Origin of the sequence: Gillisia hiemivivida, assembly GCF_007997295.1 — a bacterium.
In the GTDB taxonomy this organism is placed as follows: domain Bacteria; phylum Bacteroidota; class Bacteroidia; order Flavobacteriales; family Flavobacteriaceae; genus Gillisia; species Gillisia hiemivivida.
In genome coordinates, this window is the sequence record NZ_VORY01000002.1 from 126,716 (window position 1) to 153,274 (window position 26,559).

Genomic DNA, 26,559 nt, shown 5'->3' on the forward strand with positions numbered 1-26,559 from the left:
AAGTGCTTTTTGAAAAATAATTTTAGCTTCGCACTTCCCTACACAAAAAAAATAGAATTCTATATCATTTTTTCATTCGTCTTAAGAATATGCTTTTAAAATATATGCATCGAAAAGAACTTGTTGAGAAAGCTATTGTCAAATTAATAACCCAACACATATTTAATGGATTCACAGAAAGTAGACATGTTTATCATTGCCAATAGTAAGTATTTTGAAAGCCATCAGGTTATTCAAGTAAGAGATAAGCTCTTGCAAATGGATGATTCAAAGTGGGGAATAGTACAAACATTACAATTTAAAGATCCAACCATAAGCCTAATCGTTTCATTGGTTGCTGGTAGTTTAGGTATCGATAGATTTTTGATTGGGGATACAGGGCTTGGTATAGGTAAACTTCTAACCTGTGGTGGCTTAGGATTATGGGCAATTATAGATTGGTTCCTTATTATGGAAGCTACAAGAGAGAAAAACATGGACAACCTTCAACGCATCCTATAATGTCCCTAAATAGGAATAAGCTCTATACTATATTGCTTATATCCTGTATTGCGGGATATATTTGGATTATTAATAGCCTTTATTCGCTTAATAGTTCAATTGAAGTATGTTTAATAAAACATGTAACAGGTGTTCCCTGTCCGTCATGTGGTTCTACAAGATCTGTCATTTCATTAGCTAAGGGAGACTTTTTAGGATCTATTTTTATAAATCCTCTAGGATTGGTAGTGGCCTTAATTATGATATTAGCTCCACTTTGGGTCATTTTTGATCTGATTACTAAAAGACACAGTCTTTTTGCTTTTTATAGGCAAATAGAAAATTATCTTAAAAAGCCTAAAGTACTGGTTGTTTTTATTTTATTAGTAATGCTAAACTGGATTTGGAACATCACCAAAGGATTATGATAAAAGAAATGAGTTTTAGTTATGGTCCTGGAGATCATGAATCAGAGAAAGCTTCTAATAGCTATCTTATGTCCTTAATCGCCTTAATTGCAGGTTTACCTTTACCTATTATTAATTTATTAGCAACGGGGATTTTTTATTTAGTAAATAGAAAGAGCTCCTATTTTGTGCGTTGGCATTGTACTCAAGCATTACTTTCTCAATTCTCCATGCTTCCTTTAAATAGTGTTGCATTTTGGTGGACCCTTTCCATAGTTTTTGGTTCGGAAGGGATAACCAATAATTATGTAGCCTACATAATTTTAGTGCTGCTTTTTAATTCAACCGAATTTGTAGCTACCATTTATACAGCTATCCAAACCAGAAAAGGAATTCATATTGAATGGTTCTTCTATGGTAGTATCACCAATCTAATTTGTAAAACTAAAAAATGAAAAAAGTAATTACGCAAGGCCTTGTAGGCTTAACTATTTTTCTTTCGTCTTGGGTTTTATTGAATCAGATTGATTGGATTGATTTGCTAGAAATTGATAAAGCAACTGCGAAAACAGAAATAAAAATAGGTGAACTTTACTGGGATGTTTTTAAAAGTAACGAAGTAGAAAACAAGGATGCTTTTGTAAATAAAACTATTGATAGTTTAGTAGTTAAAATTTGTTCTAGGAATAAAATTGATCGTGAGCATATCAAAGTTCATATTCTTAACAAGGAGGAAGTAAACGCTTTTGCCCTGCCAAACGGGCATCTAATTATTTATAGTGGTCTTATCTTAGCTTCGGACAATCCAGAGGAGTTGAGCGGTATTATTGGTCATGAATTAGCTCATATAGAACTTAATCATGTAATGAGAAAACTTATTAATGAAATAGGTCTTTCAGTATTAATTTCTATGACCACAGGAAATGGGAGTACAGAGATCATCTCTCAAACTGCAAAATTATTGTCATCTTCAGCTTTTGACAGAGATTTAGAAAAAGAAGCAGATCTAAAAGCAGTGGACTACTTGATAAATTCAAAAATAGATACAGAGCCATTTGCAAATTTTCTTTATAAACTCTACACAAAAGAAAATGAATTACAGGAAGCTTTATCCTGGGTTAGTACTCATCCAATACTAAAAGAAAGAGCGACTTATATTTTGGAGTATTCTGCATCTAAGAAAACAACAATACCCGAAATGATCTTGGCCCCTCAATCATGGAAAGAATTACAAGAAAAATTAAATTAAAAGGGGAATCCCAAGCCTTGATTCTAATTTTGAAATAATGAGAATAGCTAGGTGTTTTGTTACTTCTATATACACTTACATGTAATCATTATATAGTTTCCTCCAACTGTAATAACCAGAAGAAATAAGTATAATAATTTATAGAAGATCTTGATATATTTCAATATTTTTTCAAAGACCCCATTTTAATTTTGATGATAAATATTAAATCTTAATTTTAACAAAAAGATCATTTCCTTTATACTTTAACCAATAAAAACAAAACTTAATCGATTTATAATAAGATAAGAAGTCATTATTTGCCAGACTTATATTACCTATGGCGAATAAGAAATACCACAATTATAGAACACGCACATAAGCTTATGTTTTTCAAGAAAAATTTAATAACAGAATTTATATCGCTGGTTTGCCGATCAGGATTTTAAATATTCAGATACCAGTAAATTATCTTTTCTGTGGGTTAAAGAGTATCTATTACTAGTCAGAATTATTCGTGAATTATATAGCATTGCAGAAAGTAGAATTAATATCTTTCCGCCCGCATAAGATTAGTCCTTAGGGTATGGTTAGGAATATAAAATTGTTTTTTTAATATTAATTATAAATATCATGTTGTTTAAGAAGAAGCTAGTAGTATTATTTATGATTTGTATAACAGCTTTTACAAGTTGTGACAATCCTGAAGTTAAAGAAATTAATATAGGTTTTATTGCCCCACTAACTACTCTGGCAACAGATCTGGGTGTAGGCCCTTCTCAAGCAATGACAATTGCTGTAGAACGATATAATTCCAACAAAAGCGAGTCTCAACCAAAGATCAATTTATTTGTTGAAGATGATAAATGGGAGAAAGATCTGGCTTTACCATTGTATGAAAAGCTTAGAAAAGAACATAATATAGATATTGTTTTTATTAGTAATACAGATGGTACAATTGCAATACAAGACAGAATTATGGAAGATGGTGTTATAGCTGTTAATCCACTAAATAACGACAAACTTCTTTCCTCACTAAATAAAAACACTTTCAAAATTGCTAAGTCCACAGAAGAATCTAATAAAATAGTTGGAGTACGAATTATAGAACTTGGGTTAAAAAAGGCCATAATTCTACAATTTCCTAACGATTTTATGAGCATCGCTGCTAATTCTGTGAAAGAGGTCTTAACAGAAAATGGAGTAGAAAACAAGATCATTATAATAGATAAAGATCAAAAAGATTTTACTGATATTTTAAGAACAGCAAAGGAAGAAGGGACAGAAGCTTATATTTTCTTTGGCTATAAGAAATTAGGTCTTGCTATGAAACAAGCAAGAGACATGGGAATAGACGCTCTGTTCTTTGGTTCAACCACGTTATTGGATCCTGATTTTTACAAAAATTCTGAAGGTGCAATAATTGGTACCGAATGTACTTTTTTCACTCCTCTAGATGGAAATTATATTTTAGCAAATGAATTCTTGCAAAACTATAAAAAGAGATTTGGAGAAGAACCTTTTTCTATTTGGCCTCCTATGCAGGCATACGATGCTATGAACATTGTAATAAATGAAGTTAAATCGATTAATGAAGATAAAACTGAGAATGAATCTCAAGTAGATTGGCTAAGAAATCGCTTATTTAATGTTAAATATTATCAAGGGGTTTGTGGAAATATTTCTATTAAGGAAGATGGGTCGTCGAGAGGAATATATTTTTCATTATATAAAGTGGAATCTGATGGTAAACTTATAAAAATTAAACGCTAACAACCTCCAATTACCTTCCATTTTACAATAGCTAAAGCCATCTGATGAAAATATTGATAAAAAATATTTGTATGTCCCCTTTTGTTCCAGTAAATATTTTTTCAATTAATTACAGATTATTTCCGTCATGTTGTCCCGAATAGTCGGGAGTTTCAACATCTCATTTATATAGGAATGAGACCCTGAACCAAGTTTAGGGTGACGGGACCAATTCATATAGGATAATAGTCATTGGACTCTAAACGAGATAAACAAAAAAAATTAACGCTTTTCATCCAAAACCATTGAATGTGGAATATTTGAATGAAATACTTATAAGTTGTAGTTCAAAATAGCCATAAAAAACACCCATAAAATTGACGTCAATTTTAGGGGTGTTTTTTATGAATTCAAATTACTTTTTTTAATCTTAGAATTCCGAATTTATTTGTTGACGCAATTTTCTTGCATAATCTTCTTCTAACCAGTCCCTATAATTTTTCGTGCTTTTACTAATACAATAGGAATATTGTTTTATTCTAGAAGAAATATCGTCCTTTAATTCTTTTGCAAGAATTCGTGCATCAAAAACATCCTCGCTATTCTCTACGCACATTTTCACATGTTGATCCATAGACCATTCCAAAACAGCTTTAGACCTAAGACCTTTTCGAATTACAACATCATATGCAGCTTCCACATCAAAATCTACAATTTCAGATTGCTGAAATTGCTCTCTCATTTCAGGAGGCATTACATATTTAAATTCACGCTCAATTTCTTCATCGCTTAGTAAATTCTCAAAATAAAAATCTGGAGATCTAAAAAGCTGTTTCCAGTCTACTGGTGCACTCCAATGTCCAAATCTTACTACATTATTACCAAGATCTATTACATTGAATTCAGATTTATTTTTCAAAATTCTAGAACCACGTCCTATCATTTGAAAGTAAAGGGTTAGCGACTTTGTTGCTCTGTTTAAAATAATGGTTTCTACGGAAGGTTCATCAAATCCTGTAGTTAGGATACTAACTGAAGTTACAATGGCCTCTGGAGTATGTTTAAACCATTTTAAGATATCCTTCCTGTCCTGCTTGCTCGTAGTGTTGTCAAGATGTCTTATAGGAAACCCAGCATTTCTAAAAGTTTCATATACTTCTTTAGAGGTATTGATCCCATTATTAAAAATAAGAGTCTTTTTATTTCTGGATTTATCCAAATAGGCATTCAAGAGTTTTTCCTGCATGCTCATATTGGAGTAAAGCTCTTCAGAAGATTTAACTGTATAATCTCCGTTGATCCCTACTTTAAGTGACTGCAAACCTACATCGTAACTAAATACCTTTGCTTTAGCCAAAAAACCTTTTCCTATTAATGAGCCAATAGAATCTCCTACAATAAGTTCTCTATAATTATCCTTCATAGGAAGTTTAATGTTAGAGCTTAAAGGAGTGGCTGTCACTCCTAGAATAAAACACTTTTCAAAAAATTTAAATAATTTTCTAAATGAATTGTAATGCGCTTCATCTATAATAACCAATCCTATGTCCTGAATTTCCAATTTTTCATCATGTAGCCTGTTATTTAGTGTTTCTACCATAGCCACAAAGCACATATAATCTTCTTGATCTGGAAGTTCTTTTACTTTACTGTTAATTATTTTATTTAGCACCCCAAACTCCGAAAGCATTTTAGAGGTCTGCTTGCACAACTCAATTCTATGAGTTAGAATCAAGACTTTTTTATTAGTACGTTGGATAAACTCTCTAACAATAGAAGAAAATATAACCGTTTTCCCACCGCCGGTTGGGAGTTGGTATAATAAATTATAATGATTAGGATGGGTATCTATTACATTAAAAATCTTATCTATATCTACCTGTTGGTAGTCATAAAGTACTTTATCATTCTTTTTTTCTTCAAGTCCAAACGTTTCAACAGCCATATTTTTGATTTCAGCAAGTTTGCAAAAATAGCAGATTTTTAGGTTATACTAAAATGTTTAGGCATATTTAAGTTTTATCTTTTTTACTTCCTGAAAATGCAAATATTCATTATTTTTGATAAGATTTTGAAAACCAAGGATATTTTAAAGATATCCACTCCCCATGGATAATCTCATTCTCACTTAAATATCCACTTGGATAATGCCTTCACTCCCCTTTCCCCTGATGTAATTAACAATTAAAATTATGGAAAGGAAAGAAAAAAGATTGGCAGATTACAGAGAAAAATTGAAGGATTGTGCATTAATAAAGAATATGCATCCAGATTCAATTGATTCTTTTCTGTCGCTCTTCCATAAGGAGACTTGGCCAAAAAACACATGTATTCTTAGTGCTGAAAAATTATCCTATCACTTTTATATTATACTCTCAGGAAGGATTAAAATGTATCAGGTAGATGATTGGAATGGTAAAGAAATTACCTTATTCTTACTCACCAAATGTGATATTTTTGACCTCTTTTGCCTTCTGGATGGTAATAAACATACGGTATATTATGAGTGTTTAGACAAAGCAAAGGTTATTTGCGCACCTATGGAAGATCTTCGAAAATGGTTGGATGAAAATCCTGAAAACTATAAACAAATCCTGCCTTATGCGGGTAGGCATTTAAGACTCTTAGAAAATTTTGTTTCCGATATCACCTTTGCCGATATTTCAACCCGATTACTTAATCTTTTACTTAGAAACGTAAATGAAGAATCGCAAAACCTGGAGTTGATCAATGATCTTCCAAATAAGGAAATTGCTAATCTAATAGGATCTACAAGAGCGGTAGTAAATAGGCACCTTCAAGAGCTCAAAGAAAATGGATCACTTAAGATCTCTAGAAAAAAAATGGAGATAAAAGATTTAAAAACACTTATTAGAATAATGGCAGACAAGAAAAAGTATAATCCTTATTAATTTTATCAGCTTAAAATTCATTTATAGACAATTATAAAATAAGATTGTGCTACTTAGGACATAGTAGAATGGCTTTATCTCCTTTACCTTTGATATAGTATTAATTTAAATATTTATATTATGAAAACTATGCTTTTATTTGTATTTCTGCTATTAAGTATGGGTGCAATGCAGGCACAAGAAGTGATCCAATTGGGTGAAGCGCGTATAAGCTATAATCCCAATGCTATAGTAGTAAATTCCGATTTATATTCTGTCGGTTTTACTGTTAAAGAAAACTACATAGGAGAATTTTCTAAGAATCCTATTCAGTTTATGAAACAAAATTTTGATTTTAAAGGTTTATTAACTTCGGTTGAAAACAGAGATGATTTTGATGAATTTATAGTTACTTTTAAAAGTGCTAAAGGTTATTTAGAAGCTGTTTATACAAGCGAGGGAGAGTTGAAAGGAACTCACCAAAGATTTGTGGACAAGGCCTTGCCTATTGTTTTAAGAAACCAGCTTTATTTAGAAAATAAAGGTTGGACTATGGCTGGAAATAAATATATAGCCAGCGGTAATAGCGATAGAATTGACAAAGAAATTTACAAGATTAAACTTGAAAATGGAAACAAATCTCGTAGAGTAAAAATAGTACCTGGTATTACAATCTTAGGAGTTGCTAGTAACTAGTTTGTTTTCAATTAGCTAGAAAAATGATGCCCTTTTATAAATATAAATTTTATAATATGTAAGACTCAAGGAACTTGATAAACCGTCAAGTTCCTTGATGTTTTTATAAAAACAGAACTGTAGACAAATACCTATCTCTAGGATTGCAAACATAATTACCTCTTCCACTTCTTCACAAATTCTAACAGCTTCAATTACACCACCACCACTACTTATCAGCAAAAACACCTTTATCCTTTAGCACTCTTTATCCCCTGACTATGGCCTCCAAATCTCCAACCACCGGGATACGATTTACCTTTTTTAGGATCGAAATTCTTCGGAAGATATTCCCTTAGCCATTTACTTATCCCCGGGATTCTAGAATTGTCTGTAGGATTTAAACCTACTATTTGAATAGTATTATTTTGTTCTTTTAAAAAGTGGATATTTCCATAATACTATCTATATACCCACACAATAAACAAAATGGAAGCGCGGTGTCTTTGTCTTCTGATTCAGATACTGAATTGTCAAAAATTGGATGCTGTTTGAGGCTACATTATTTAAATGAATTTTCGTTTTTCCTATGAGAAAGATAATTACGTTTCATAATGATATTTATTTTCCGACACCTTTTTAAGGTAGCTGCGGAACCGAGACCTCTCATAAAACTGGGTTTATCCTATTTTTAAATTGCTTAACAATAGTATACTGGTTCTAGCCGTATTTGGATTTGAATTGCATTACTCTCGCAGTCACACATTTAATCTTTTAAATTTACACTACTTACCATCTGTGTACTAGACCTTAACTCGCTTTTATCATAAAATATCCTTAAAATGGTATGTTTTTTTGTAGATTCGTCCACGATCCCTACAGAAAATTTATATTTATTCATGATATTATATTAAAATAATGAAATTAAAGAATTCTGTCTTTTACGGCTTTCTATTATCCGCCTTTTTAATGGCTAGCATGCCCTCCTTTTCTCAGGCAAACAAAACTTCCAAAGAATTGATTTCCAACAATATCAACAACTACTTTCTTATGGATAGGGAAAACATTCATGTGCAATTCAACAAGGATGTTTTCTTTACCTCTGAAGATATCTGGTTCAAGGGTTACGTGTACAACAGGAAAACCAAAACCCCATTTAAAGTTACTACCAATGTATTTTTAAGTCTTATTGGGGAAAATGGAACAAAAATCAAAGATCAATTGGTATATGCACAAAATGGATCCTTTTCAGGAAATTTTGAGGCCGATTCATCGTTGAAATCGGGCACCTATTATATACAGGTTTACACCAACTGGATGAATAATTTTGCTGAAAGTGAAGCATTTATTCAGAAAATACAAATCCTCAACAAAAAAGATTCAGAATTTGCCGGTGTAGATACGCCTGCAGGTTCTCCCGTGGTAGCATTTCACCCTGAAGGTGGACAACTTGTGCAGGGAACTAGCAGTGTGCTGGGAATAAGAATTCAGGATTGCAACAACCAGGTGACAAGTGTTACCGAAGCCGGAATATTTAATTCCAAAGGAGAACAGGTTAAAAAAGTTTTTATCGATAAGTCGGGTTATGGAAAATTTGATCTTCCCTGGGGAGAGGAGCAATATATCCTACGTTATAATTTTGATGGGAAGGGCTTTGAAAAACCACTTCCCAAGGCACAGACCCGCGGATTTGCACTGGATGTGAACAATTATTCTTTGCCAGGTAAGACCCTAGTAAATTTGAGCAGCAATAAAGAAACTATGCGCACTCTCAATGGGGAGGATATTTATCTAGTGGTACATCAAGATGACAATAGCGCAATTTTTGATGTAAAACTGGATCCTGAAACTTTAAAACAGCAGCTCGTCTTTTCTAATGCTGAACTCTCTGAAGGCGTTAACACCCTTCGGCTGGTAGACGGGAAACTGAATCAACTGGCAGAAAGACTGATTTTTCAACCCATTGAGCAAAATACTGAGGCAGCATTAAAGGTGACCAAACACGCCAAAGATTCTGTCACTATTTCCGGGGCACCTGGAAATAATATGAATTTGAGCATTTCGGTCTTGCCCGGGGAATCTATAGCGTCTAGGGAGAGCAGTGGTATTTTTAGCTCCTTCTTGCTACATCCCTACGTCAATGAAAAAGTATGGCATAATAATTATGTGTTCAGCAATCCGACAAAAGCTGAGCATTATGAGCTGGACCTTTTTCTGCTGAATCAAAAATCGGGGAAATATACCTGGAAAAACATTATGACCAATGCGCCCGTAGATACTTATAAATTTGACTTGGGGGTTCAAATTAAAGGTAGTCTGAATCCAACACTTAAGAATTTTGAAGATCACCGTATTCAGTTATTTTCTGTTACTTCAGATATTGATGAAGCTACCAAAGCGAACAAAAACCGCGAATTTTATTTTGACAATCTTATTCTGGCAGATTCTTCTTGGATTAATTTAGGGGTCTATGACAAGAGAAACATGCTTGTAAAAACCAGCGTCTTTCCAGAAGTTATAAACGGAAAGGGAAAATACGTCCATGCCTTCCAGCCCAAATTGGTTAGCTGCAATGAGTTAGTAGAGAAAAAAACCTTCGCGCTTCCTGCTTTTGCTGAAGAATTTGTGCAATTGGATGAAGTAGAACTGCAGGGTCGAAAGGTAGAACAATTTGAACATCAAAATGATTCAGGGAATAGAAACCTTACGGCATTTAAAGTGAGTGAACGAGATGAGTCCATGTACAGAGATGTACTCCAATTTATTGAGGCTAACAGTACTTTTACGGTTGAAAACAGTCAAGGTAGAGTGTCTATCTTCAGTAGGCAATCCAGCACAATCAGTTCGGCAAGGGTCACCCCAATAGTTTACCTTAATAATATACAGCTGTTTGATCTCAGTATTCTTTCGGTGATGCGCATGTACGAGGTAGCCGAAGTCTATATCAATGCCCAGGCAATTGTTGCTTCCGTTCGAAATAATATTGGGATCGTAAAAATATATACCAAGGCCGGATATGTAACGGCTGCAAAAGATGGGGTGGTTCCCTTCCAGGTAGTGAACGGATTTGCTATACAAAAACCATTTGAAAACAGCTTTTATTATAGTACTAGTGATCGGGGGTTTAAAAATTTCGGACTTGTACATTGGATTCCAACTGTGCTAACTAACGACGAGGGAAAAATTGAATTCCAGGCTCCAAAATTGGGGCAGGAGGATCTAAGAGTTCGTATAGAGGGTTTCGCCGCAGACGGGACATTAATTTCTGAGGAACGCAATATTACCGTAAATTAATTACTCGTTTTTTAATTGAATAAAGACTAAAAAGACTTTGTTATTGAGGCTTCAACACAATCAATTTACAAAGTCCTTCTCATTTAAAGCCCGATTTTATTATTAACATGCAAGATTGAATTACTCCAACATAATAAGCCATAATGAACGTAAAATATAAATTGCGAAGTTTGCTAATACCACTTAGAAAAAAGGCTTTTCTGAAAAAATCTTAAAACCCTTTCAGCCTAAAAAAAATTATCCGGTTTTTTATAGCGTAGCATCTGAGGTGTTTTCGATTCAAAATAATATATATCGAAGATTTGGAAGATCTATTTACGCCATTGGTTAGTTAAGGTGACAGTGTTTTCAGATTTCTGGAGCTATAATCCCGATACAGATAATGGTAACAAATGGCAGATCTTCCTCCAAAGTCCCCAAGGCAGATGTATCAATATTTATTATTTGATATAAAACTCAAGTGAACAATGATCCATCCCATACCTCAAATAATGATTTCGGGAGGTACTAGCCTGCTACAAATATCTATGATCGAAATACGATTGTTAGTTCAAGTCAAGCAAAAAAGAAGACAAATTTCCAAAGCCATTATATAAAATAACGTAAAAAATATTATATATCTATTTTAAGTCCAATAATCAATTAACCTTTTTGAAATAGCTGCGTTCCAATGTTCCAATGACTATCAGAATAATTTCAGGGTCTCATCTCAAAATAAATGAGATGCTGAAAAAAGTTAGTATTTACCTGTTTTTCTAAAATTGGTAATATTTAACAAGTATACCTCAGCAATAAATGGCCACTAATTCACAAATTAAATATTAAAAATATCCTTGAAAATATTCGTGAATCCTTGGCTTCAATATTAGTATTGCTACCTTCAGTCAGAAATTCAATAAAACACCTCAATTTCCTAGACTAGATAAATTTTTATCACTGGTTTCAGCATAGCGGAAACCACCTAACCTGATTTATTTGAAAACTACTCACTGCAACAAAACAAGACAATTAGAAAAGAAAAAAATTGAATGCTACTTATGTGCTAGTAAATAAAAAACCCTCACAATATCTTTATAGTATAAATAACTTAAATATATTATCATGAAAACAATGCTTTTATTTGTAATTCTGCTTTTAAGTATGGGTGCAATGCAGGCACAAGAAGTGATCCAATTGGGTGAAGCGCGTATAAGCTATAATCCCGATGCTATTGTTGTAGATTCTGATTTAAATTCTCTAAGTTTTACAGTTAAAGAAAAATATAACGGAGAATTTTCAAAAAATCCAATTCAGTTCATGAAACAAAATTTTGATTTTAAAGGCTTATTGTCATCCCTTGAAGGTTCAGATGATTTTTATGAGTTTTTAGTGACCTTCAAAAGTAAAAAAGGCTATTTAGAGGCTACTTATAATATTGAGGGTGAGTTAGTAAACACCTATCAAAAGTTTAGTAACAAAACCTTACCATTAGATATAAGAAGACAAGTTTATACACAGAATCAAGGATGGACCATGGTGAGTAATAAATATGTTGCCAGTGGAAGATTTGATAGAATTGATAAAGAATTCTATAAAATTAAACTTGCAAATAATAACAAATTAAAAAACATAAAAGTTGTTCCAGGTTCTACATCAGATGCAGGTTTAGCTAGTGTTAAGCTAAATATTTAAAAAACGGGATTCTTTTATAGAAATGACAAGAGGATTCAAGGAACTTGATAAACCATCAAGTTCCTTGATTTTTTACATAAATAGATCTGATGATAAATAGCGATCTCCACGGTCACAAACAATACTTACTACAACTCCTTCTTCTAATTCTTCACACAATCTTACCGCTGCACTAGCAGAACCTCCACTACTCATTCCTGCAAATATCCCTTCATCTTTAGCCAGTCGTTGGGTCATTATTTTTGCTTCAACATCACTCACCTCTATAACCCTGTCTACTTTTTTGGGATTAAATATTTTTGGTAAATATTCTTTAGGCCATTTTCTTATCCCGGGAATTCTAGAATTATCCGTGGGCTGTACACCCACTATTTGAATACCATCATTTTGCTCTTTCAAAAAAGTTGAAGTACCCATAATAGTTCCTGTGGTTCCCATTGAAGAAACAAAGTGAGTTACTTCATTATTGGTATCTCTCCAAATTTCAGGCCCTGTGGTTTTATAATGTGCTTTCCAATTGTCGTTATTAGCGAATTGATTAATCATATAATAATCACCGGTCTTCGATTTCTCTTCTGCATAATCTCTGGCATTTTCTATACCTCCATCTGCATCAGTTAAAGTAACTTTTGCGCCATAGGCTCTCATCGTTTGTACCCGCTCAATCGTAGAGTTCTCTGGCATTACCAGTTCTATGTCAAGTTTAAAGATTCCAGCTATCATTGCTAGAGCGATTCCAGTATTCCCACTTGTAGCCTCAATAAGCTTAGACTCTTTGTTGATGTCTCCCCGCTCCAAAGCACTTTTTATCATATTATACGCAGCACGGTCCTTCACACTACCTCCTGGGTTTTGCCCTTCCAATTTTAAAAAAAGACTAACCTTAGGGTTTTTGATTAAGGTTTCCGACTTAACCAATGGCGTATTACCAATTAAACCTAATATTGAATTATTCATTTTTTACTGAATTTTTAATTTTGATTTGAGGATTATGAGATACCATAGAATTTGAAGGTACTGAAGCTGTTAACCAAACATTTCCTCCAATAATACTATTTGCTCCAATTACCGTTTCTCCTCCTAAAATTGTTGCGTTTGCATAGATGGTCACATTTTCTTCAATTGTAGGATGTCTCTTTATATTTCTAAGATCTCTGTGAACAGAGAGCGCACCTAAAGTTACCCCTTGATATATTTTTACGTTATTCTTAATAATAGTAGTCTCGCCAATAACAACTCCTGTTGCATGATCTATAAAAAAAGGAACTCCTATATGAGCTCCGGGATTAATGTCTGTTCCAGTTTGTCTATGTGCGCATTCAGACATTAGTCGTGGAACCAGAGGTAATCCGAATTTATTGAGCTCATGACTTAGCCTATAAATAGCGATTGCAAAGAATCCTGGGTAAGCCAGATAAACCTCCTCAATAGAATTCGCTGCAGGGTCATTTCTCATAATTGCATTTGCATCCTTATTTAATTTCTCCAAGATCTCTGGTAATTTCTCTAAATAGGACTGCCATATTTCTTTGCAAGGTTTTCCCGGTTCCCAACAAACAAGATCTACCAATTCTTGAAAATCTAGTTCAAGCTGGTTTATATTCTTTTCCACCGGGGTTGCTTCATCAAATAAAGTATAGAATAATTTATGGGTGAATGCTTCAGATTTTTCACGAATAGCATACTTCAAATGTGGAAATTGCTTTTGTTCCTGAATTTTTTCAATAATAGTCTCTCTCTTCATAATTTTTAAATCCTGAATAGTAAGAATAATGCTTTATAGAAAGGCATTATTATTTGTGCCGATTAATACCAAAGTTATGGATTTATTAATGAAGAATTATAGATCTATGTTAAGGGAAACTCTTAAAATAATAACCCGGAAATTTAACTTTTTATACACGTTAAAAATATATTAAGGGAAAAACACTGTCGCTTAAATTTCTGTAAATTAGTGTATTAATCATACTAAATATATAATCATGGCACAATCACAAAATCCTCAAAAGGGACCAGCAAAACAAGATCAAAAAAAATCTGAACCAAAAAAACAGGATCAGAAGAAAACACAACAGCCTAAGCATTAATTAGATGAAAGATTCTAATTAATTTTGGAAGCCACTTTAAGCAGGTGGCTTTTTGTTTTGGGCATTATATTGAATCAAGAGCCTCAAGGCAAATCCTAGAGTTATGTCCTAATGGCTTGGGAGGAAAATACATTTCAAAATTCTAGTTATCCCGATTGTTATCAATACGGGAAATTAACCCTCAATGACGGCTCAAACTATATTTCTATTCTTTTGCTAACTCAATTATTGAGACCCTTTTAATTATCTTTTCGCTTAAGGAATATAACCATTTTAATTGAGAGGTAATTAATTGAGCCTCTTGTAACTGCTCTGTATTACTAATATACTTTAATTTATTATTGCCATCTGTATCTTCAGAAGTGCTATTCAATGATTCAAAGCGATGATCAAAATAATGCTGTGCTTCAATTCTATTGGCAGAATCTAAAGTTTCAGCATATCCCTTTTCAGTAATAAGACCATTTGCAATATTTAAATTATGTGATATTCCTTCTATATAATCATTAAAATAAGTGGAAGCCTTCGTAGTTGGATGGTTTTGAATATAGGTACCCATAGAGGCAAGAGAGGAAAGAAATGTATGATTTAAAACCACTACTTCATAAAATTTATCCAAATGCATTTGTTTGGATTTTGGTTCTTGAGTCATCCTTTGGAAGGCAGTACTTAAATTTCCACTAGCTAAAAAAGCTCTCTTTCTAGACAATTTATAAGACGTGGGAACCGATCCTTTCTCTTGATAATACTTTTGTATAGAAAACAGATATTCTTTATTTGCTTTTAAACTTTCCCCAATAACTGAATTAATGCTGAAATACTCCCAAGAAGGCCAAAGTATTGCATTTCCTATCGCCGCCAAACCAGCTCCTATTATAGTATCTATTATTCTATACTGAATAACATTAAGTACATCTGGTTTTAAAAGTGCATAAATAAAAACCACACTTAATGTTATAAAGGTTGCAGAAGTCTTATAATTCCTTTGAACCATTGAAAAGGCTATTATCAAACTCAATATTCCCAAAACAGCATATACTTTAGTGTCCTGAATTAATAATACAATACCTGTTGCAATTGCCCCACCAATTAATGTCCCTAAAATACGCTGTTTAGATCGTTCTTTAGTAAGCCCGTAATTAGGACGCATTATAACTATAATTGTAAGCAGTATCCAATAGGCATTTTGTAAAGAAAAATAGGCCCCAATAGTGAAACCAACCATTACAACAAGGGCAAGCCTTAATGAATGTTTGAAAATTGCTGACTTTAAACTAAAATTTTCACTCAGTATATTGAGGTCATATTCCTGATGGGATATAAAGCGTTGAGCATCTACACTTTTTACAAAGCTTAAATCCTTAAAATCCTTATTACTTAAGACACGTTCTACCTTAACGATCTTTTCTACTTGTTTACATTGATAACCGTATAAATTTTTAAGCAAAATTGAGCTTTCTAAAGCTCCAATTTCTTCTGAAGCTGAAACCTCTTCTATATGTTCTTTTATTTTATGAAGATATTCTTCAAGTAAATTAGTGTTATTTAATTTTTTGGATTGTAATAAGAAGTCCGAAATATGCTTCATTCTTGAAGCCATTTCAAAAGTCAAAGTTTGAAATAATTGCCTTTTTTCTGGATGCTTAGAAAGGATCTCATCCATCTTTTCATAATCTACAGGATTAGCCATCGCTAATTCTAAAATATCTATAAGCTGAATAAAGATCAGTAAACGCTTACGTTCAAAATTTGAGCTTCCAGATGATTTTCGAGAAGTAATTAGGATCTCCCTCAATTTTTCATGATTCACATTCAGATCTGCTTGAAGCTCCAAGATTCTTTTTTGTAGTTCCTCTCTATTGGAATTAGAATCCCATAATTTTCCTCGAATTTCCAGATATTTTGATGTAAGCTCTAAACCTTGCGATAGAAATTGTTCAGTTTCTGCCTTTGGATTAATCTTATGATAAAATACTGTTAAAAACAAATACCAAATTCCACCTAAACCTATGAAAAGTGCTCGCTCATAAAATTCTAGCACATTGGAAATATTTGCAAAACTAAGTACAAGAGCAAATAATCCTGAAAAACTTATCAGCGAGGCTCTAAACCCATAGACCGCAAAATAAGAGAACGCGAACATGATCACGCCTAAAATTGGAATTGTAATCCAATCTAATGGATCTAAAAGCCCCCCAATTAAACTAGCAATTACCGCAAACACTGCGGATAAGAGAATTCCGAAATTTCTATTTCGAAAACTTCCTGTAACATCACTTGGAGAACTTAATAAGGCTCCTAGAGCCAAGGCAAGACCAATTTCAAAATAACCCACATAAATACCAATGCCAATAGGAACAACAATTCCCAAAGCAAGAATTATAGCCTTGGTAAAGTCGGTGCTTTTTAAGAAAAGAATAGACTCCTTATAGGATTCTTTAAAATTAATCTTCAAATAATTCAAATTCTAGTTAAAATTTTGAAATACAAAGGTAACGGCAAAAGCTATGGAGAGCGTTAAACTTTTCTGAAAAAACTCCATTTTATAAATATGTAAACATTGTCGTCCGACAAAAGATATAAGATCTCTGCGCTGCTAGATTCAAGACGCAAGACTTTATTCCAACTAATTGAAAATCAATATTTTAATCTGTATAGATTTTTCAAAAAGGAAAAATAATTCTGTATTCCAATAGCAAGCTCCTAAACATTGAAAACAGTCTTAATCCGCGTTACTTCTAGCCTCACCGAAATCCTGATTTTTTTTCCCAGACAATACTAATATGTAAACGAAGTTGAAACTATTATTTGATAATTTTATAAGAACAATTGAAATTCATTTTAAATACTAATTGAAATTTTAAATTTTACTCAATCCCAAATAGAATCTCCTGTCATTTTTTTCCATATTGTATCATCATCTAATCTTTTTATTTTGGATTTATTTATGATCTGAAAGACTAAGGTTCCTTCAGGCACTTCAAGATTATCCTCAAAAGTCACAATGATATTTTTCTTCTTAACAGTATATTCTCCACGCCAAATAATATCTGTAAGAGTTATTTCTGCTAAACCATTTTCCAAGAATTTTATTTCGGAGTGGCAGTTAATAAAAAAATCTGTTGTTTGTGCATCTAAACAATCCTGCTCAGTTTTAAAATAAAGATAAATAAATGTTTCATTTTCAACAGAAACCTTATCCTTGGGAAGGTCATTTCTCTCGCAAAAACTTGCCATCAAAAAGAGCGAGGACAAAAATAGTAGCTTTATTTTCATAATGTAACATTTAAATTAAGGCTTATTTAAATTACTAAATATCAACGAATTATCCTCAAAATAAAACCAAATAAATTCAACTATTTTGAGATTAAAAAATCAGTGCTTATTCAATAAAATGATCAAACAAAAAAATGCTGTGAGAACTATTAATCGCACAGCATCTTTAATTTTTGAATTTAAGTATTTGTTACTCTTTTTGCTCGGTTGGCATAATATAAACATCATTTATATTAGCTCTATCAGGCTGAGACAACGCATAATAAATAGCCTCTGCAATATCCTCCGCTTCTAAAGTAGTAAGATCCTTAACCATTGGCATAAGCTCTTTTTTGATTTCTTCATCGGTAATTGTTTCTGTAAGTTCTGTTGAAACAAATCCTGGTTCTATGGAAGTCACCTTAATTCCATAAGTTGGAGCTAATTCTTGACGTAATCCTTCAGAAAACATTTTTACTGCAGATTTGGTTGCGCAATAAACCGCACCTCCTGGGTAATATTTTCTAGCTGCACTTGAGGAAATATTAATAATATGTCCACTTTTTTGTTCCATCATGCTTGGCAATACAGCTGCTACACCATTTAGAACACCTTTAATGTTTACATCGATCATCTTATCCCATTCATCTGTATGTAAATTTTTTATATACGATAATGGCATTAAGCCTGCATTATTAATAATCACATCTATGCTTTTAAATTCTTTCAAAGTGCCTTCAATTATCTTTTTATAATCTTGCTTTTTTGTGACATCAGCCGTTATTACTAATGCTTTTCCATGATCCTTCTTAGCTTCTATTTTCTTTTTTAGTTCTTTTAATTTGTCTTCCCTACGCGCTGTTAATACTACATTTGCTCCTTCTTTAGAAAGTTTCAACGCCGTTGCTTCCCCTATTCCGCTTGAGGCTCCCGTAATAATAATTGTTTTTCCTTTAATACTCATAATTATTTTTTTTTATTCAATAAGTTACAAAAAGGGAGGAGCTAATAAGTAATCCATTTGAAGGTTTAGCTTATCTTTAACTATATGATCTAAAGCTTAAAAAAAAGTATTTGTCCGTAAAGTATCCTAAACTGACAAAAGACGTCATTCTTTCTCGATACTTCGGGAGTTTCAGAATCTCATAATACTGTATATAAATATAATCAACAGAAACCCTGAAATAAATTACCATTGACGTATTTTGAAAATTACTCCGAATAAGAGACCCTGAAACAAGTTCAGGGTGACGATACTGATTTTCACTTCCGCCATGCTGAGACCCGTGATAAAAAAGTTTATCTAGCGTAGGTTTTTGACGTATTATGGTTTTTAGTAGATTTATGTTCTTAAGAACTTCTTTTTTGCAAGTGTAGTACTTCCACGGCGTAAAATTTTCGAAGCCTTGGAGAAAATTTAGCCGTGGAAGTACGGTTCCAATTATGCGTTAGCGTATTTGGAAACACCTACAAAAAAGTGTCCTTTTTTTGGTTCGTTTTTTTGGACAAACAAAAAAATGAACAATCTTAAAAATTAAACAAATCTTTATTTAATTCCCAAAATCTTTCGAGAGGGAGTGCATTCCATATTCTTGGAATTACGTCAATAGTAACTCGTTTAAGCATTTGCCAAGGCTTCAAGATTTTTTAACGCAAAACAAAACTTATACTGCGGAAAAAGATTTCAAAGCGCTGCTTTGGAACGTCAATATCGCCGTTTTTCAAAGTTTTTGAATAGGGTCTCAGGGTGACGAGATACTTTTAGGACAATAAACGGATATACAATAAAAAAATACCTGCTAAATAAATTCGGCAGGTATTCTTTAAATTTTCTATTTGTGAATTGTTTTTATCCCAATTCAGAATATTTTAAAACTAAGATTTTGGGGGCATCGATGGGCGTACTTCAATTTTACTAGGTAAACTTCTAGGATTCATTTTTAATAAATCTACAACCAGCTCTCCAATATCCTCTTTTTGAATTTTCCACGCATCTTCTTTACTTGGCTCATGATCATTAAAATGAGTTGCTACAGATCCCGGCATTATGGTACTAACTTTAATTCCGTGTTTTCTTAGATCTAACATGGCGGCTTGAGTAAATCCTGTTACCCCAAATTTACTTGCATTATACGCAGTTCCTCCAGCGAAGAAATTTGTGCCTGCCAGACTTGAAATGGTAATAATATATCCTTCAGATTTTTTTAAACCTTCTATACTAGACTTTATGCTATAAAACACACCTGTTAAGTTGGTATCTATGGTTGCTTGCCAATCTTCTATACTCAACTCCTCTATGGGAGCAAAATGACCTACACCTGCATTTGCTACCAACACATCAAGTTGGCCCCAAGTATCAATCACTTTCTTAACTGCCTTTTCTTGACTTTTGTATTCTCTAACATCTGCTTCTAAAGCTAAGACCTCTCCACTTCCTGTTTTTTTCAACTCTGTAGCCGCCTTCTCTGCGGAATCCAATTTTCTACTCGTAATAGCTACCCTCATTCCAAGTTTTAATAAAGCTTCTGCTACTCCAAAACCTATTCCTTTACTTCCTCCTGTTATTAATGCTACTTTCTGTTTATCATTTTCCATTTTCAGTGTTTTTTAGAATAAGTTTAAAACTACTAAACATAGATTGCTACTAAAAATATCATAGACTAAATAATTGTTAATTATTAATAGAAATAAAGCGAGCTATCTATGAATGAACACTTTAAATAACCTCGTAAAATCTTTTATAAATATTAGCCAAAATGGTTTCAAAAAAACTTTAAAGCAGTAACTTTGCGATCAACCCAAAAAAGCCTTTAGAATAAGCTGATATAGGGTCTTAGAATTTGACAATAACACAAAATTTATATAAGTTGAAAAATCCAAAAGCTCAAAAACTAATAGATAAAATTCAACGCGATTTAATGCGTAACGGATTAGTTATTAATACACTTGTAGAGGATCTAAAACAATTAAGACCTTTTGCCATTGAAGAAGAAAACCCTCTTTTAGCAAAAGTGATCCGTTTAGCCTTTGAACATCTTGAAGCTACAAATTCTTTTGAAATTCCTATTCCTGATGATGAACCATTAGAGGAGAATGAAGATCAGGCTACAGCTATTGAATCTTCCCCACAAGAAAGTTTAGATTATCTTTTATCCTTGATGCATGACACTTCAATAAAAAATAATGTGAGCGATCTACGTGAATACAGTAGTGCCTTAGCTGAATTTGCTGAAGATAATTAATTGAATTTGAGTGCTATTATAAAAGTAAATCAAGAGCCTCAGTGCAAGCCGACGAGGTATGTCCCGATGGTTCGGGAGGAAAATACTTCTAAAAATTCGAGGCAAGCCTCGGGGAATTAAACCCTCAATGAGGGATTAAACTGTTTTTATAATAGCATTTTAATATCCTAATTAAATTAACAATGAATGAAAAAGGAAGCGAAATCTAAAAAGAAATCGCGAGCGCGTTTACTTCATCAGTATTATAGTTATACCGGTTTTTATAGGTTTGTAGCCAAAAGTGTAAAAAAGGCCATTATCCCAATACTCCTTTTTATCGCAGCTATTTTTGCCGTGGATTATTTTGTCCTTGATCTTGATAAATTACTAGTTACAGTTACAGAAACATATTCTCCAATTGGTATTCTTGGCGTATTCTTTGCTTCAGAATCTTTACTTGGAATTATCCCTCCAGAGTTATTTATTGCTTGGGCAGGAAAGTCTGAATTCCCTATTTTCTATTTATCTTTATTGGCAGCGGCATCATATATGGGTGGGATTGTTTCTTATTTTATTGGTGTTGGAATCACTAAAATTCCAGTGGTACATAAACAGATCAAAACCAATATGGCAAAACACATTAAAAACACCCGGAAATGGGGTGGTTTTTTAATAATTGTTGGAGCCTTACTTCCTATACCTTTCGCAATGACAAGTATTGCTGCAGGAATTATCCGATTCCCTTTTTTGAGCTTTCTTATGTACGGTTTATTAAGATTTGTAAGATTCTATGCATATGCTTTAGTGATCTTCGAAATGGTTTAAAATTTATGTGTTCGTAATTTGATTTCTTCTTAAATTAATCTGAATTTCCTTTTCTCGAAATTATGATCTTTAATTCATTTTAAATTTGATGAGTGCTTTAAAAAATATTGCTAGAACTGGGTACATTGCTAAAGGGCTAATCTATTTAATAACAGGTATTCTCACTTTTATGGCTGCTATAAAATTAGGCGGACAAAAAGCAGGGAAAGAAGAAGCTTTGGGTTTTATTAAAAAACAGGAATTAGGTAGTACTTTATTAATCTTATTGTCATTTGGCCTTATCTGCTATGCTATTTGGAGATTTGCACAAGCCTTTTTAGACCCTCAAAAAAGGCATGGTAAAAGTAAGAATAAAGGTCAACGTTTCGCTTTATTTATAAGTGGAATCACCTATGTAAGTTTAGCTGGACTTTCGGTTTTAATAGCGGGTGGATCTACAGAAAATTCTGAGATGAAGCATTCCAGTATATTAACTACAGAAGCTGGCTTATGGGTTTTGGCTGGGGTCGGCTTAATATTCGTTGGGAGAGGAGTCTATCAGATCACTAGATTATTCAAGACAAATTTCAATAGAAAATTCGACCTGGAATCTATGACAGACGAGAAGAAAAGAAAAATTATAAAGAACTCTGCCTACATGGGAATGTCTGCAAGGGCAGTGATTTTTTTAATTATTGGTTATTTTGCCTTAAAAGGTGCTATTACTGCCAATCTTAATGAAATTAAAAACACCTCAGATGTATTCTCTTTTATCGAAACCTCCTTTTGGGGGTCTTTTCTATTAGGAGTAGTAGCCCTTGGTTTTATTTGCTATGCAATTTATATGTTTCTTTCTGCTAAATATCGCAGCTTCTAGGATTTGAAATACTCTAGCACCTTATAATTAATTCCTAAGGATAGAACCTATAGTCTACCACACAATTTCTTTAAAATCATAATTATATTATAAAGGTCCTCGAGCATTCTATATTTTCTGATATATTTAAGCACCAACTAAAAATATCATGAATAATAATATCAAAAAAATAGCTCGAACCGGGCTTGTTGCAAAAGGAATCATTTATGCCATAATTGGGGTGTTAACTTTTTTAGCAGCGATTGATATGGGCGGTCAAAAATCAGGAAAATTACAGGTATTGGATTTTTTAGAAAAACAGACCTTTGGAAATATACTTTTAATAATCATTGGATTAGGATTATTATGCTATTCATTTTGGCGCATATTCCAAAGCATTAAGGATCCTGAAAATATTGGAAATCAGAAAAAAGGGAAGATCAAACGAGCAGGATTTTTTATTAGCGGTTTGTTGTATCTAGGTTTTGGGGTTTTAGCCCTAATAAGTGGATTTGGATCATCTTCAGGTTCCGGAGGTTCTGGTAAGAAGACCAGCCTCCTAGCATCGGATTTCGGATTGATTGCATTAGGGATTGTTGGTGTGATTTTAATTGGAATCGGTATATATCAATTTACAAAGGTTAATAAAGATAAATTTGAAAAGTACTTTAGTTCCAAGGCTCTAAGTGAAGAAAAACGTAGAAAAACTATTTATAATTCCGCATATTTAGGATTAGCTTCTCGGGGAGTTATATTCCTTATAATCGGTTTCTTTAGTGTTAAAGCGGCAATATCCTCCGATCCAGATAAAATAAAAACTACTACAGATGTATTCTCCTTTCTAGAAGATTCCTCGTATGGCTCTTGGTTATTAGGGATTGTTGCTGCAGGATTAATAGCTTACGCCATATTTACCTTTATGCTAGCAAAATATAGACGGTTCAATTAATCTTCTTATTTTATTTTGGTGAATTTAATACCAAGTTCCTTTTCCAGTTCAAATATTTTTCTGGCTTCTTTGGGATTGACTAATACTAAAGAAACCCCGGTATTACCTGCACGGGCAGTTCTACCACTTCTATGCGTGTAATATTCGGTTTGATCTGGTAATTGATAATGAACTACAAAAGCTAAATTGTCTACATCTATACCTCTGGCTGCAACATCCGTAGAAACCAATAATCGTAAACTTTTATTTTTAAAAGCACGCATTACCTTATCCCTGTCTTTTTGATGCATATCTCCTTCCAATAAACCAACTTCATGATTCTTAGCATGAAGCTGCTTTGCAAGTACCTTGGCGGCTACTTTAGTTTTTGTGAAAATTATACCTCTTTGTTTTCCTTGAGATTTAAGGAAAGAAGCCAACGTATCTAATTTATTATTATCATCTCCAGAAACATACTGGTGTACAATTCCTGTATTAACAGAATCATTTTTATCTATTGAAATTCTTAATGCATCCTTGGACACATAGTTTTCTATAATTTCATTTAATTCTTTTGGGATAGTAGCAGAAAATAACCAAACATTTCGATCCCCTTTTGTTTTACTTAAAATCTTAGTAAGATCATCCTTAAACCCCATACTCAGCATTTCATCTGCTTCATCTAGAACTAAAGTGCTTATTTTAGAAATATCCAAAGCCTTTCGATTCATAAGATCTATAAGTCTCCCCGGAGTGGCAACTACTATATGGGTTGGTCTATTTAATCTGTTTATTTGAATATCTATCTTTTCACCACCATATACCGCTTCAGTAAAAACCTGTTCAGAATATTTAGTGAATTTAAATAGCTGTTTTGCAATTTGCTGTCCTAATTCTCTGGTAGGTGCTAAAACAAGTGCCTGAATATAATCTTTACTGGTATCTACTCTTGCCAACAATGGTAAACCAAATGCAGCAGTTTTACCTGTTCCTGTTTGTGCCTGACCTACAAAATCTATATTCTCTACAGATAATACAGGAATTGCAGCCATTTGGATTTTAGTAGGTGTAATTATCCCTAATTCATTTAATCCCTTATCAATATCTTTGGATACACCAATTGCAGTAAAACTCATAATTCTTATTTGAATTTGCAAAGATACCTTTTCTAATTCAGATTAAGTATTCTTAAGCTTAAGTTATAATTAGTTAATTTATAGCTAAACCAAATTCATAAATAGTAGTCTTTATAAGAGATTAGTTAATTTCGATTTAAATCAAAAAACATATATTATGTCTTTAATTACTATTATTTTAAATATACTATTACCACCATTAGCCGTTTTCTTAAAACACGGTCTAGGAGTTACTTTTTTAATTAGTCTACTACTTACTGCTTTAGGTTGGATACCAGGAGTTATTCATGCCTTTTATGTAAATGGTAAATAGAAAAACAAAAAAGCCACTTATAATTAAGTGGCTTTTTTGTTATCTAAAGAGCTAAATTTATTTCCTACTCTTCATTTTTAAAGACTTTTTTCTCCCATTTCCAAGCACTTTCCAAAGCTTCATCTAAAGTATGTTCTGCTCTCCAGTTTAATCCTGTATTTGCTTTATTAGTATCTGCGTAAGCTGCAGTAATATCTCCTTCTCTTCTATCAACAATTTTATAAGGTAATTTTTTACCGGTAGATCTCTCAAAAGATTCTATAACTTCCAGAACAGAATTTCCTTTTCCAGTTCCCAGATTGAAAACATCATAATTTTTATCTAAAGCTTCATCCATCAACTTTTTAAGTGCTACCACATGTGCTTTGGCAAGATCCACCACATGAATATAATCCCGTACACATGTACCATCACTGGTAGGATAATCATTTCCGAAAACTGAAAGTTGTTCTCTTTTTCCAATGGCAGTTTGCGTTATGAAAGGAACAAGGTTCTGAGGTGTACCTATAGGCAACTCTCCTATTTCTGTGCTTGGATGAGCTCCTATAGGATTAAAATATCTGAGAGAGATCGCTTTTAAGCTTGGATAAACCTTACAGGTGTCCATAATTATCTCTTCCCCAATCTGTTTGGTATTACCATAAGGAGACATCGCCTTTTTGATCATTGCATTTTCATTGATCGGCAAACTATCGGCTTGACCATATACTGTACATGAAGAACTAAATATGAAGCTCGCTTTATCTTTTTTACTTAACTGCTGTAAAATATAGATTAAGGTTGATAGATTATTCTCATAATATAACAACGGATTCTCCACACTTTCGCCCACCGCTTTGGAAGCTGCAAAATGAATTACTCCAGATATATCCTGATATTTTTCAAAAAAATCGATCACAGCTTCTTTATTCCGAAGATCAATATTTTCGAACTCCGGAGTAATCTGGGTAATTTTAGTGATTCCCGCTAGCACATCTAGAGAAGAGTTTGACAGATTATCTATTATAACAACCTCAAAACCTTGCTGCTGAAGTGCAACTACCGTATGTGAGCCAATAAACCCAAGTCCGCCGGTAACTAATATTTTAGATTTCATTTTTTCTTTTTCTAATTCCCCGCAAAATAGTCAAATTGTAAAAAAAGAAGCATCTTTAAATAAAATTCCTGAGAATTTTTGGTAGAGTTTTAACAAGCTAATCCTTTCAATAGCTATTTAATGAAAGTATTTTTTACCTACTCTAAGTATTAAATTTATCTTTGCAAAAATTCAAATTAATGAATGAACATATTCAAATCAAAGTTTTTAAATGGGTAAGTATCTTAGAAGGACTTTCTTTTTTATTATTACTTTTTATAGCGATGCCATTAAAGTATTTGTTTAATCGTCCTCAAATGGTTGAAGTGGTTGGAATGGCTCACGGAATCCTTTTTATATCCTACCTTGTGGGCGCAGTAATAGTTTATAATATATTGGATTGGAAATTTAAAACCTTACTACTTGCAGTTGCTTGTTCGGTAATTCCTTTTGGTCCGTTCTATATAGAAAAAAAGTATTTATAAT

At 32.9% G+C, this 26,559-nt stretch carries 25 protein-coding genes; 15 read left to right on the forward strand and 10 right to left on the reverse strand.

Annotation, left to right across the window (positions count from 1 at the left end; translation table 11 throughout):
* The first annotated feature begins 165 nt into the window (after positions 1–165).
* The 5 genes from ES724_RS02820 to ES724_RS02840 all read left to right on the forward strand — a co-directional run bounded on the left by ES724_RS02820 (position 166) and on the right by ES724_RS02840 (position 3,888).
* A complete protein-coding gene (locus ES724_RS02820) occupies positions 166–501 on the forward strand; it encodes a TM2 domain-containing protein (protein ID WP_146929294.1) in 336 nt (111 codons plus the stop codon).
* Positions 501–908, forward strand: coding sequence for a DUF2752 domain-containing protein (locus ES724_RS16985; RefSeq protein ID WP_146929297.1), 408 nt, complete (start codon positions 501–503; stop codon positions 906–908). The genes ES724_RS02820 and ES724_RS16985 overlap by 1 nt, the downstream gene beginning before the upstream one ends.
* The gene (locus tag ES724_RS02830; RefSeq protein ID WP_146929300.1) at positions 905–1,342 is read left to right on the forward strand and encodes a DUF4870 domain-containing protein; all 438 of its coding nucleotides are present in this window, start codon (positions 905–907) and stop codon (positions 1,340–1,342) included. The genes ES724_RS16985 and ES724_RS02830 overlap by 4 nt, the downstream gene beginning before the upstream one ends.
* The gene (locus tag ES724_RS02835; protein WP_146929303.1) at positions 1,339–2,136 is read left to right on the forward strand and encodes a M48 family metallopeptidase; all 798 of its coding nucleotides are present in this window, start codon (positions 1,339–1,341) and stop codon (positions 2,134–2,136) included. Before ES724_RS02830 ends, ES724_RS02835 begins: the two co-directional genes overlap by 4 nt.
* Positions 2,137–2,781: 645 nt before the next feature.
* Entirely contained in the window at positions 2,782–3,888 is a 1,107-nt protein-coding gene (locus ES724_RS02840; protein ID WP_170249841.1) for an ABC transporter substrate-binding protein, read from the forward strand.
* A gap of 409 nt (positions 3,889–4,297) precedes the next feature.
* Here the strand turns inward: ES724_RS02840 and ES724_RS02845 are convergent, their stop codons facing one another.
* Positions 4,298–5,812, reverse strand: a complete 1,515-nt coding sequence (locus tag ES724_RS02845) for a DEAD/DEAH box helicase (protein ID WP_026838459.1) — start codon at positions 5,810–5,812, stop codon at positions 4,298–4,300.
* A 247-nt stretch (positions 5,813–6,059) separates the two neighbouring features.
* Between ES724_RS02845 and ES724_RS02850 the strand changes: the two genes are divergently transcribed.
* Together ES724_RS02850 and ES724_RS02855 are read left to right on the forward strand one after the other, a co-directional pair.
* Entirely contained in the window at positions 6,060–6,779 is a 720-nt protein-coding gene (locus ES724_RS02850) for a Crp/Fnr family transcriptional regulator (protein WP_146929308.1), read from the forward strand.
* Positions 6,780–6,899: 120 nt separating this feature from the next.
* Complete coding sequence (locus ES724_RS02855; protein WP_146929311.1) at positions 6,900–7,454, forward strand: hypothetical protein; 555 nt, start codon at positions 6,900–6,902, stop codon at positions 7,452–7,454.
* Positions 7,455–8,199: 745 nt separating this feature from the next.
* Here the strand turns inward: ES724_RS02855 and ES724_RS16875 are convergent.
* Complete coding sequence (locus ES724_RS16875) at positions 8,200–8,334, reverse strand: hypothetical protein (protein ID WP_262712791.1); 135 nt, start codon at positions 8,332–8,334, stop codon at positions 8,200–8,202.
* A 17-nt stretch (positions 8,335–8,351) separates the two neighbouring features.
* Between ES724_RS16875 and ES724_RS02860 the strand changes: the two genes are divergently transcribed.
* Entirely contained in the window at positions 8,352–10,727 is a 2,376-nt protein-coding gene (locus tag ES724_RS02860) for a hypothetical protein (protein ID WP_146929314.1), read from the forward strand.
* A 1,101-nt stretch (positions 10,728–11,828) separates the two neighbouring features.
* Positions 11,829–12,398: a hypothetical protein gene (locus ES724_RS02865; RefSeq protein WP_146929317.1), complete on the forward strand. Its 570-nt coding sequence runs from the start codon at positions 11,829–11,831 to the stop codon at positions 12,396–12,398.
* Positions 12,399–12,470: 72 nt separating this feature from the next.
* Here ES724_RS02865 and cysM read toward each other — a convergent pair whose 3' ends face one another.
* The 6 genes from cysM to ES724_RS02895 form a co-directional block, all read right to left on the reverse strand.
* Positions 12,471–13,355 carry a cysteine synthase CysM gene (cysM, locus tag ES724_RS02870; protein WP_146929320.1) on the reverse strand — a complete coding sequence of 295 codons (885 nt, stop codon included), beginning with the start codon at positions 13,353–13,355 and terminating at the stop codon, positions 12,471–12,473.
* On the reverse strand, positions 13,348–14,142 hold the full coding sequence (locus ES724_RS02875; protein WP_146929323.1) for a serine O-acetyltransferase: 795 nt from the start codon (positions 14,140–14,142) through the stop codon (positions 13,348–13,350). The genes cysM and ES724_RS02875 overlap by 8 nt, the downstream gene beginning before the upstream one ends.
* A 548-nt stretch (positions 14,143–14,690) precedes the next feature.
* Positions 14,691–16,940, reverse strand: a complete 2,250-nt coding sequence (locus ES724_RS02880; protein ID WP_246136810.1) for an FUSC family protein — start codon at positions 16,938–16,940, stop codon at positions 14,691–14,693.
* 416 nt (positions 16,941–17,356) lie between these two features.
* Complete coding sequence (locus ES724_RS02885; protein WP_146929326.1) at positions 17,357–17,761, reverse strand: hypothetical protein; 405 nt, start codon at positions 17,759–17,761, stop codon at positions 17,357–17,359.
* A 190-nt stretch (positions 17,762–17,951) separates the two neighbouring features.
* Positions 17,952–18,704, reverse strand: coding sequence for an SDR family oxidoreductase (locus ES724_RS02890; protein WP_146929329.1), 753 nt, complete (start codon positions 18,702–18,704; stop codon positions 17,952–17,954).
* A gap of 911 nt (positions 18,705–19,615) precedes the next feature.
* Positions 19,616–20,335, reverse strand: coding sequence for an SDR family oxidoreductase (locus ES724_RS02895; RefSeq protein WP_146929332.1), 720 nt, complete (start codon positions 20,333–20,335; stop codon positions 19,616–19,618).
* A 272-nt stretch (positions 20,336–20,607) separates the two neighbouring features.
* Between ES724_RS02895 and ES724_RS02900 the strand changes: the two genes are divergently transcribed.
* The 4 genes from ES724_RS02900 to ES724_RS02915 all read left to right on the forward strand — a co-directional run bounded on the left by ES724_RS02900 (position 20,608) and on the right by ES724_RS02915 (position 23,570).
* A complete protein-coding gene (locus ES724_RS02900) occupies positions 20,608–20,982 on the forward strand; it encodes a hypothetical protein (RefSeq protein WP_146929335.1) in 375 nt (124 codons plus the stop codon).
* A 186-nt stretch (positions 20,983–21,168) separates the two neighbouring features.
* Complete coding sequence (locus ES724_RS02905) at positions 21,169–21,786, forward strand: YqaA family protein (RefSeq protein ID WP_146929338.1); 618 nt, start codon at positions 21,169–21,171, stop codon at positions 21,784–21,786.
* An 88-nt stretch (positions 21,787–21,874) separates the two neighbouring features.
* Positions 21,875–22,642, forward strand: a complete 768-nt coding sequence (locus tag ES724_RS02910; RefSeq protein WP_146929340.1) for a DUF1206 domain-containing protein — start codon at positions 21,875–21,877, stop codon at positions 22,640–22,642.
* Between the two features lie 148 nt (positions 22,643–22,790).
* Positions 22,791–23,570, forward strand: coding sequence for a DUF1206 domain-containing protein (locus ES724_RS02915; RefSeq protein ID WP_146929343.1), 780 nt, complete (start codon positions 22,791–22,793; stop codon positions 23,568–23,570).
* 5 nt (positions 23,571–23,575) lie between these two features.
* Here the strand turns inward: ES724_RS02915 and ES724_RS02920 are convergent, their stop codons facing one another.
* A complete protein-coding gene (locus ES724_RS02920; protein ID WP_146929346.1) occupies positions 23,576–24,685 on the reverse strand; it encodes a DEAD/DEAH box helicase in 1,110 nt (369 codons plus the stop codon).
* Between the two features lie 157 nt (positions 24,686–24,842).
* On the opposite strand from ES724_RS02920, the gene ES724_RS02925 reads away from it, so the two are divergent.
* Positions 24,843–24,998, forward strand: a complete 156-nt coding sequence (locus ES724_RS02925) for a YqaE/Pmp3 family membrane protein (protein WP_026838447.1) — start codon at positions 24,843–24,845, stop codon at positions 24,996–24,998.
* A gap of 64 nt (positions 24,999–25,062) precedes the next feature.
* Here ES724_RS02925 and galE read toward each other — a convergent pair whose 3' ends face one another.
* Complete coding sequence (gene galE / locus ES724_RS02930) at positions 25,063–26,094, reverse strand: UDP-glucose 4-epimerase GalE (RefSeq protein ID WP_146929348.1); 1,032 nt, start codon at positions 26,092–26,094, stop codon at positions 25,063–25,065.
* Positions 26,095–26,273: 179 nt separating this feature from the next.
* Here galE and ES724_RS02935 point away from each other — a divergent pair, with 179 nt between their 5' ends.
* The gene (locus ES724_RS02935; RefSeq protein WP_146929351.1) at positions 26,274–26,558 is read left to right on the forward strand and encodes a DUF3817 domain-containing protein; all 285 of its coding nucleotides are present in this window, start codon (positions 26,274–26,276) and stop codon (positions 26,556–26,558) included.
* Position 26,559 lies beyond the last annotated feature (1 nt).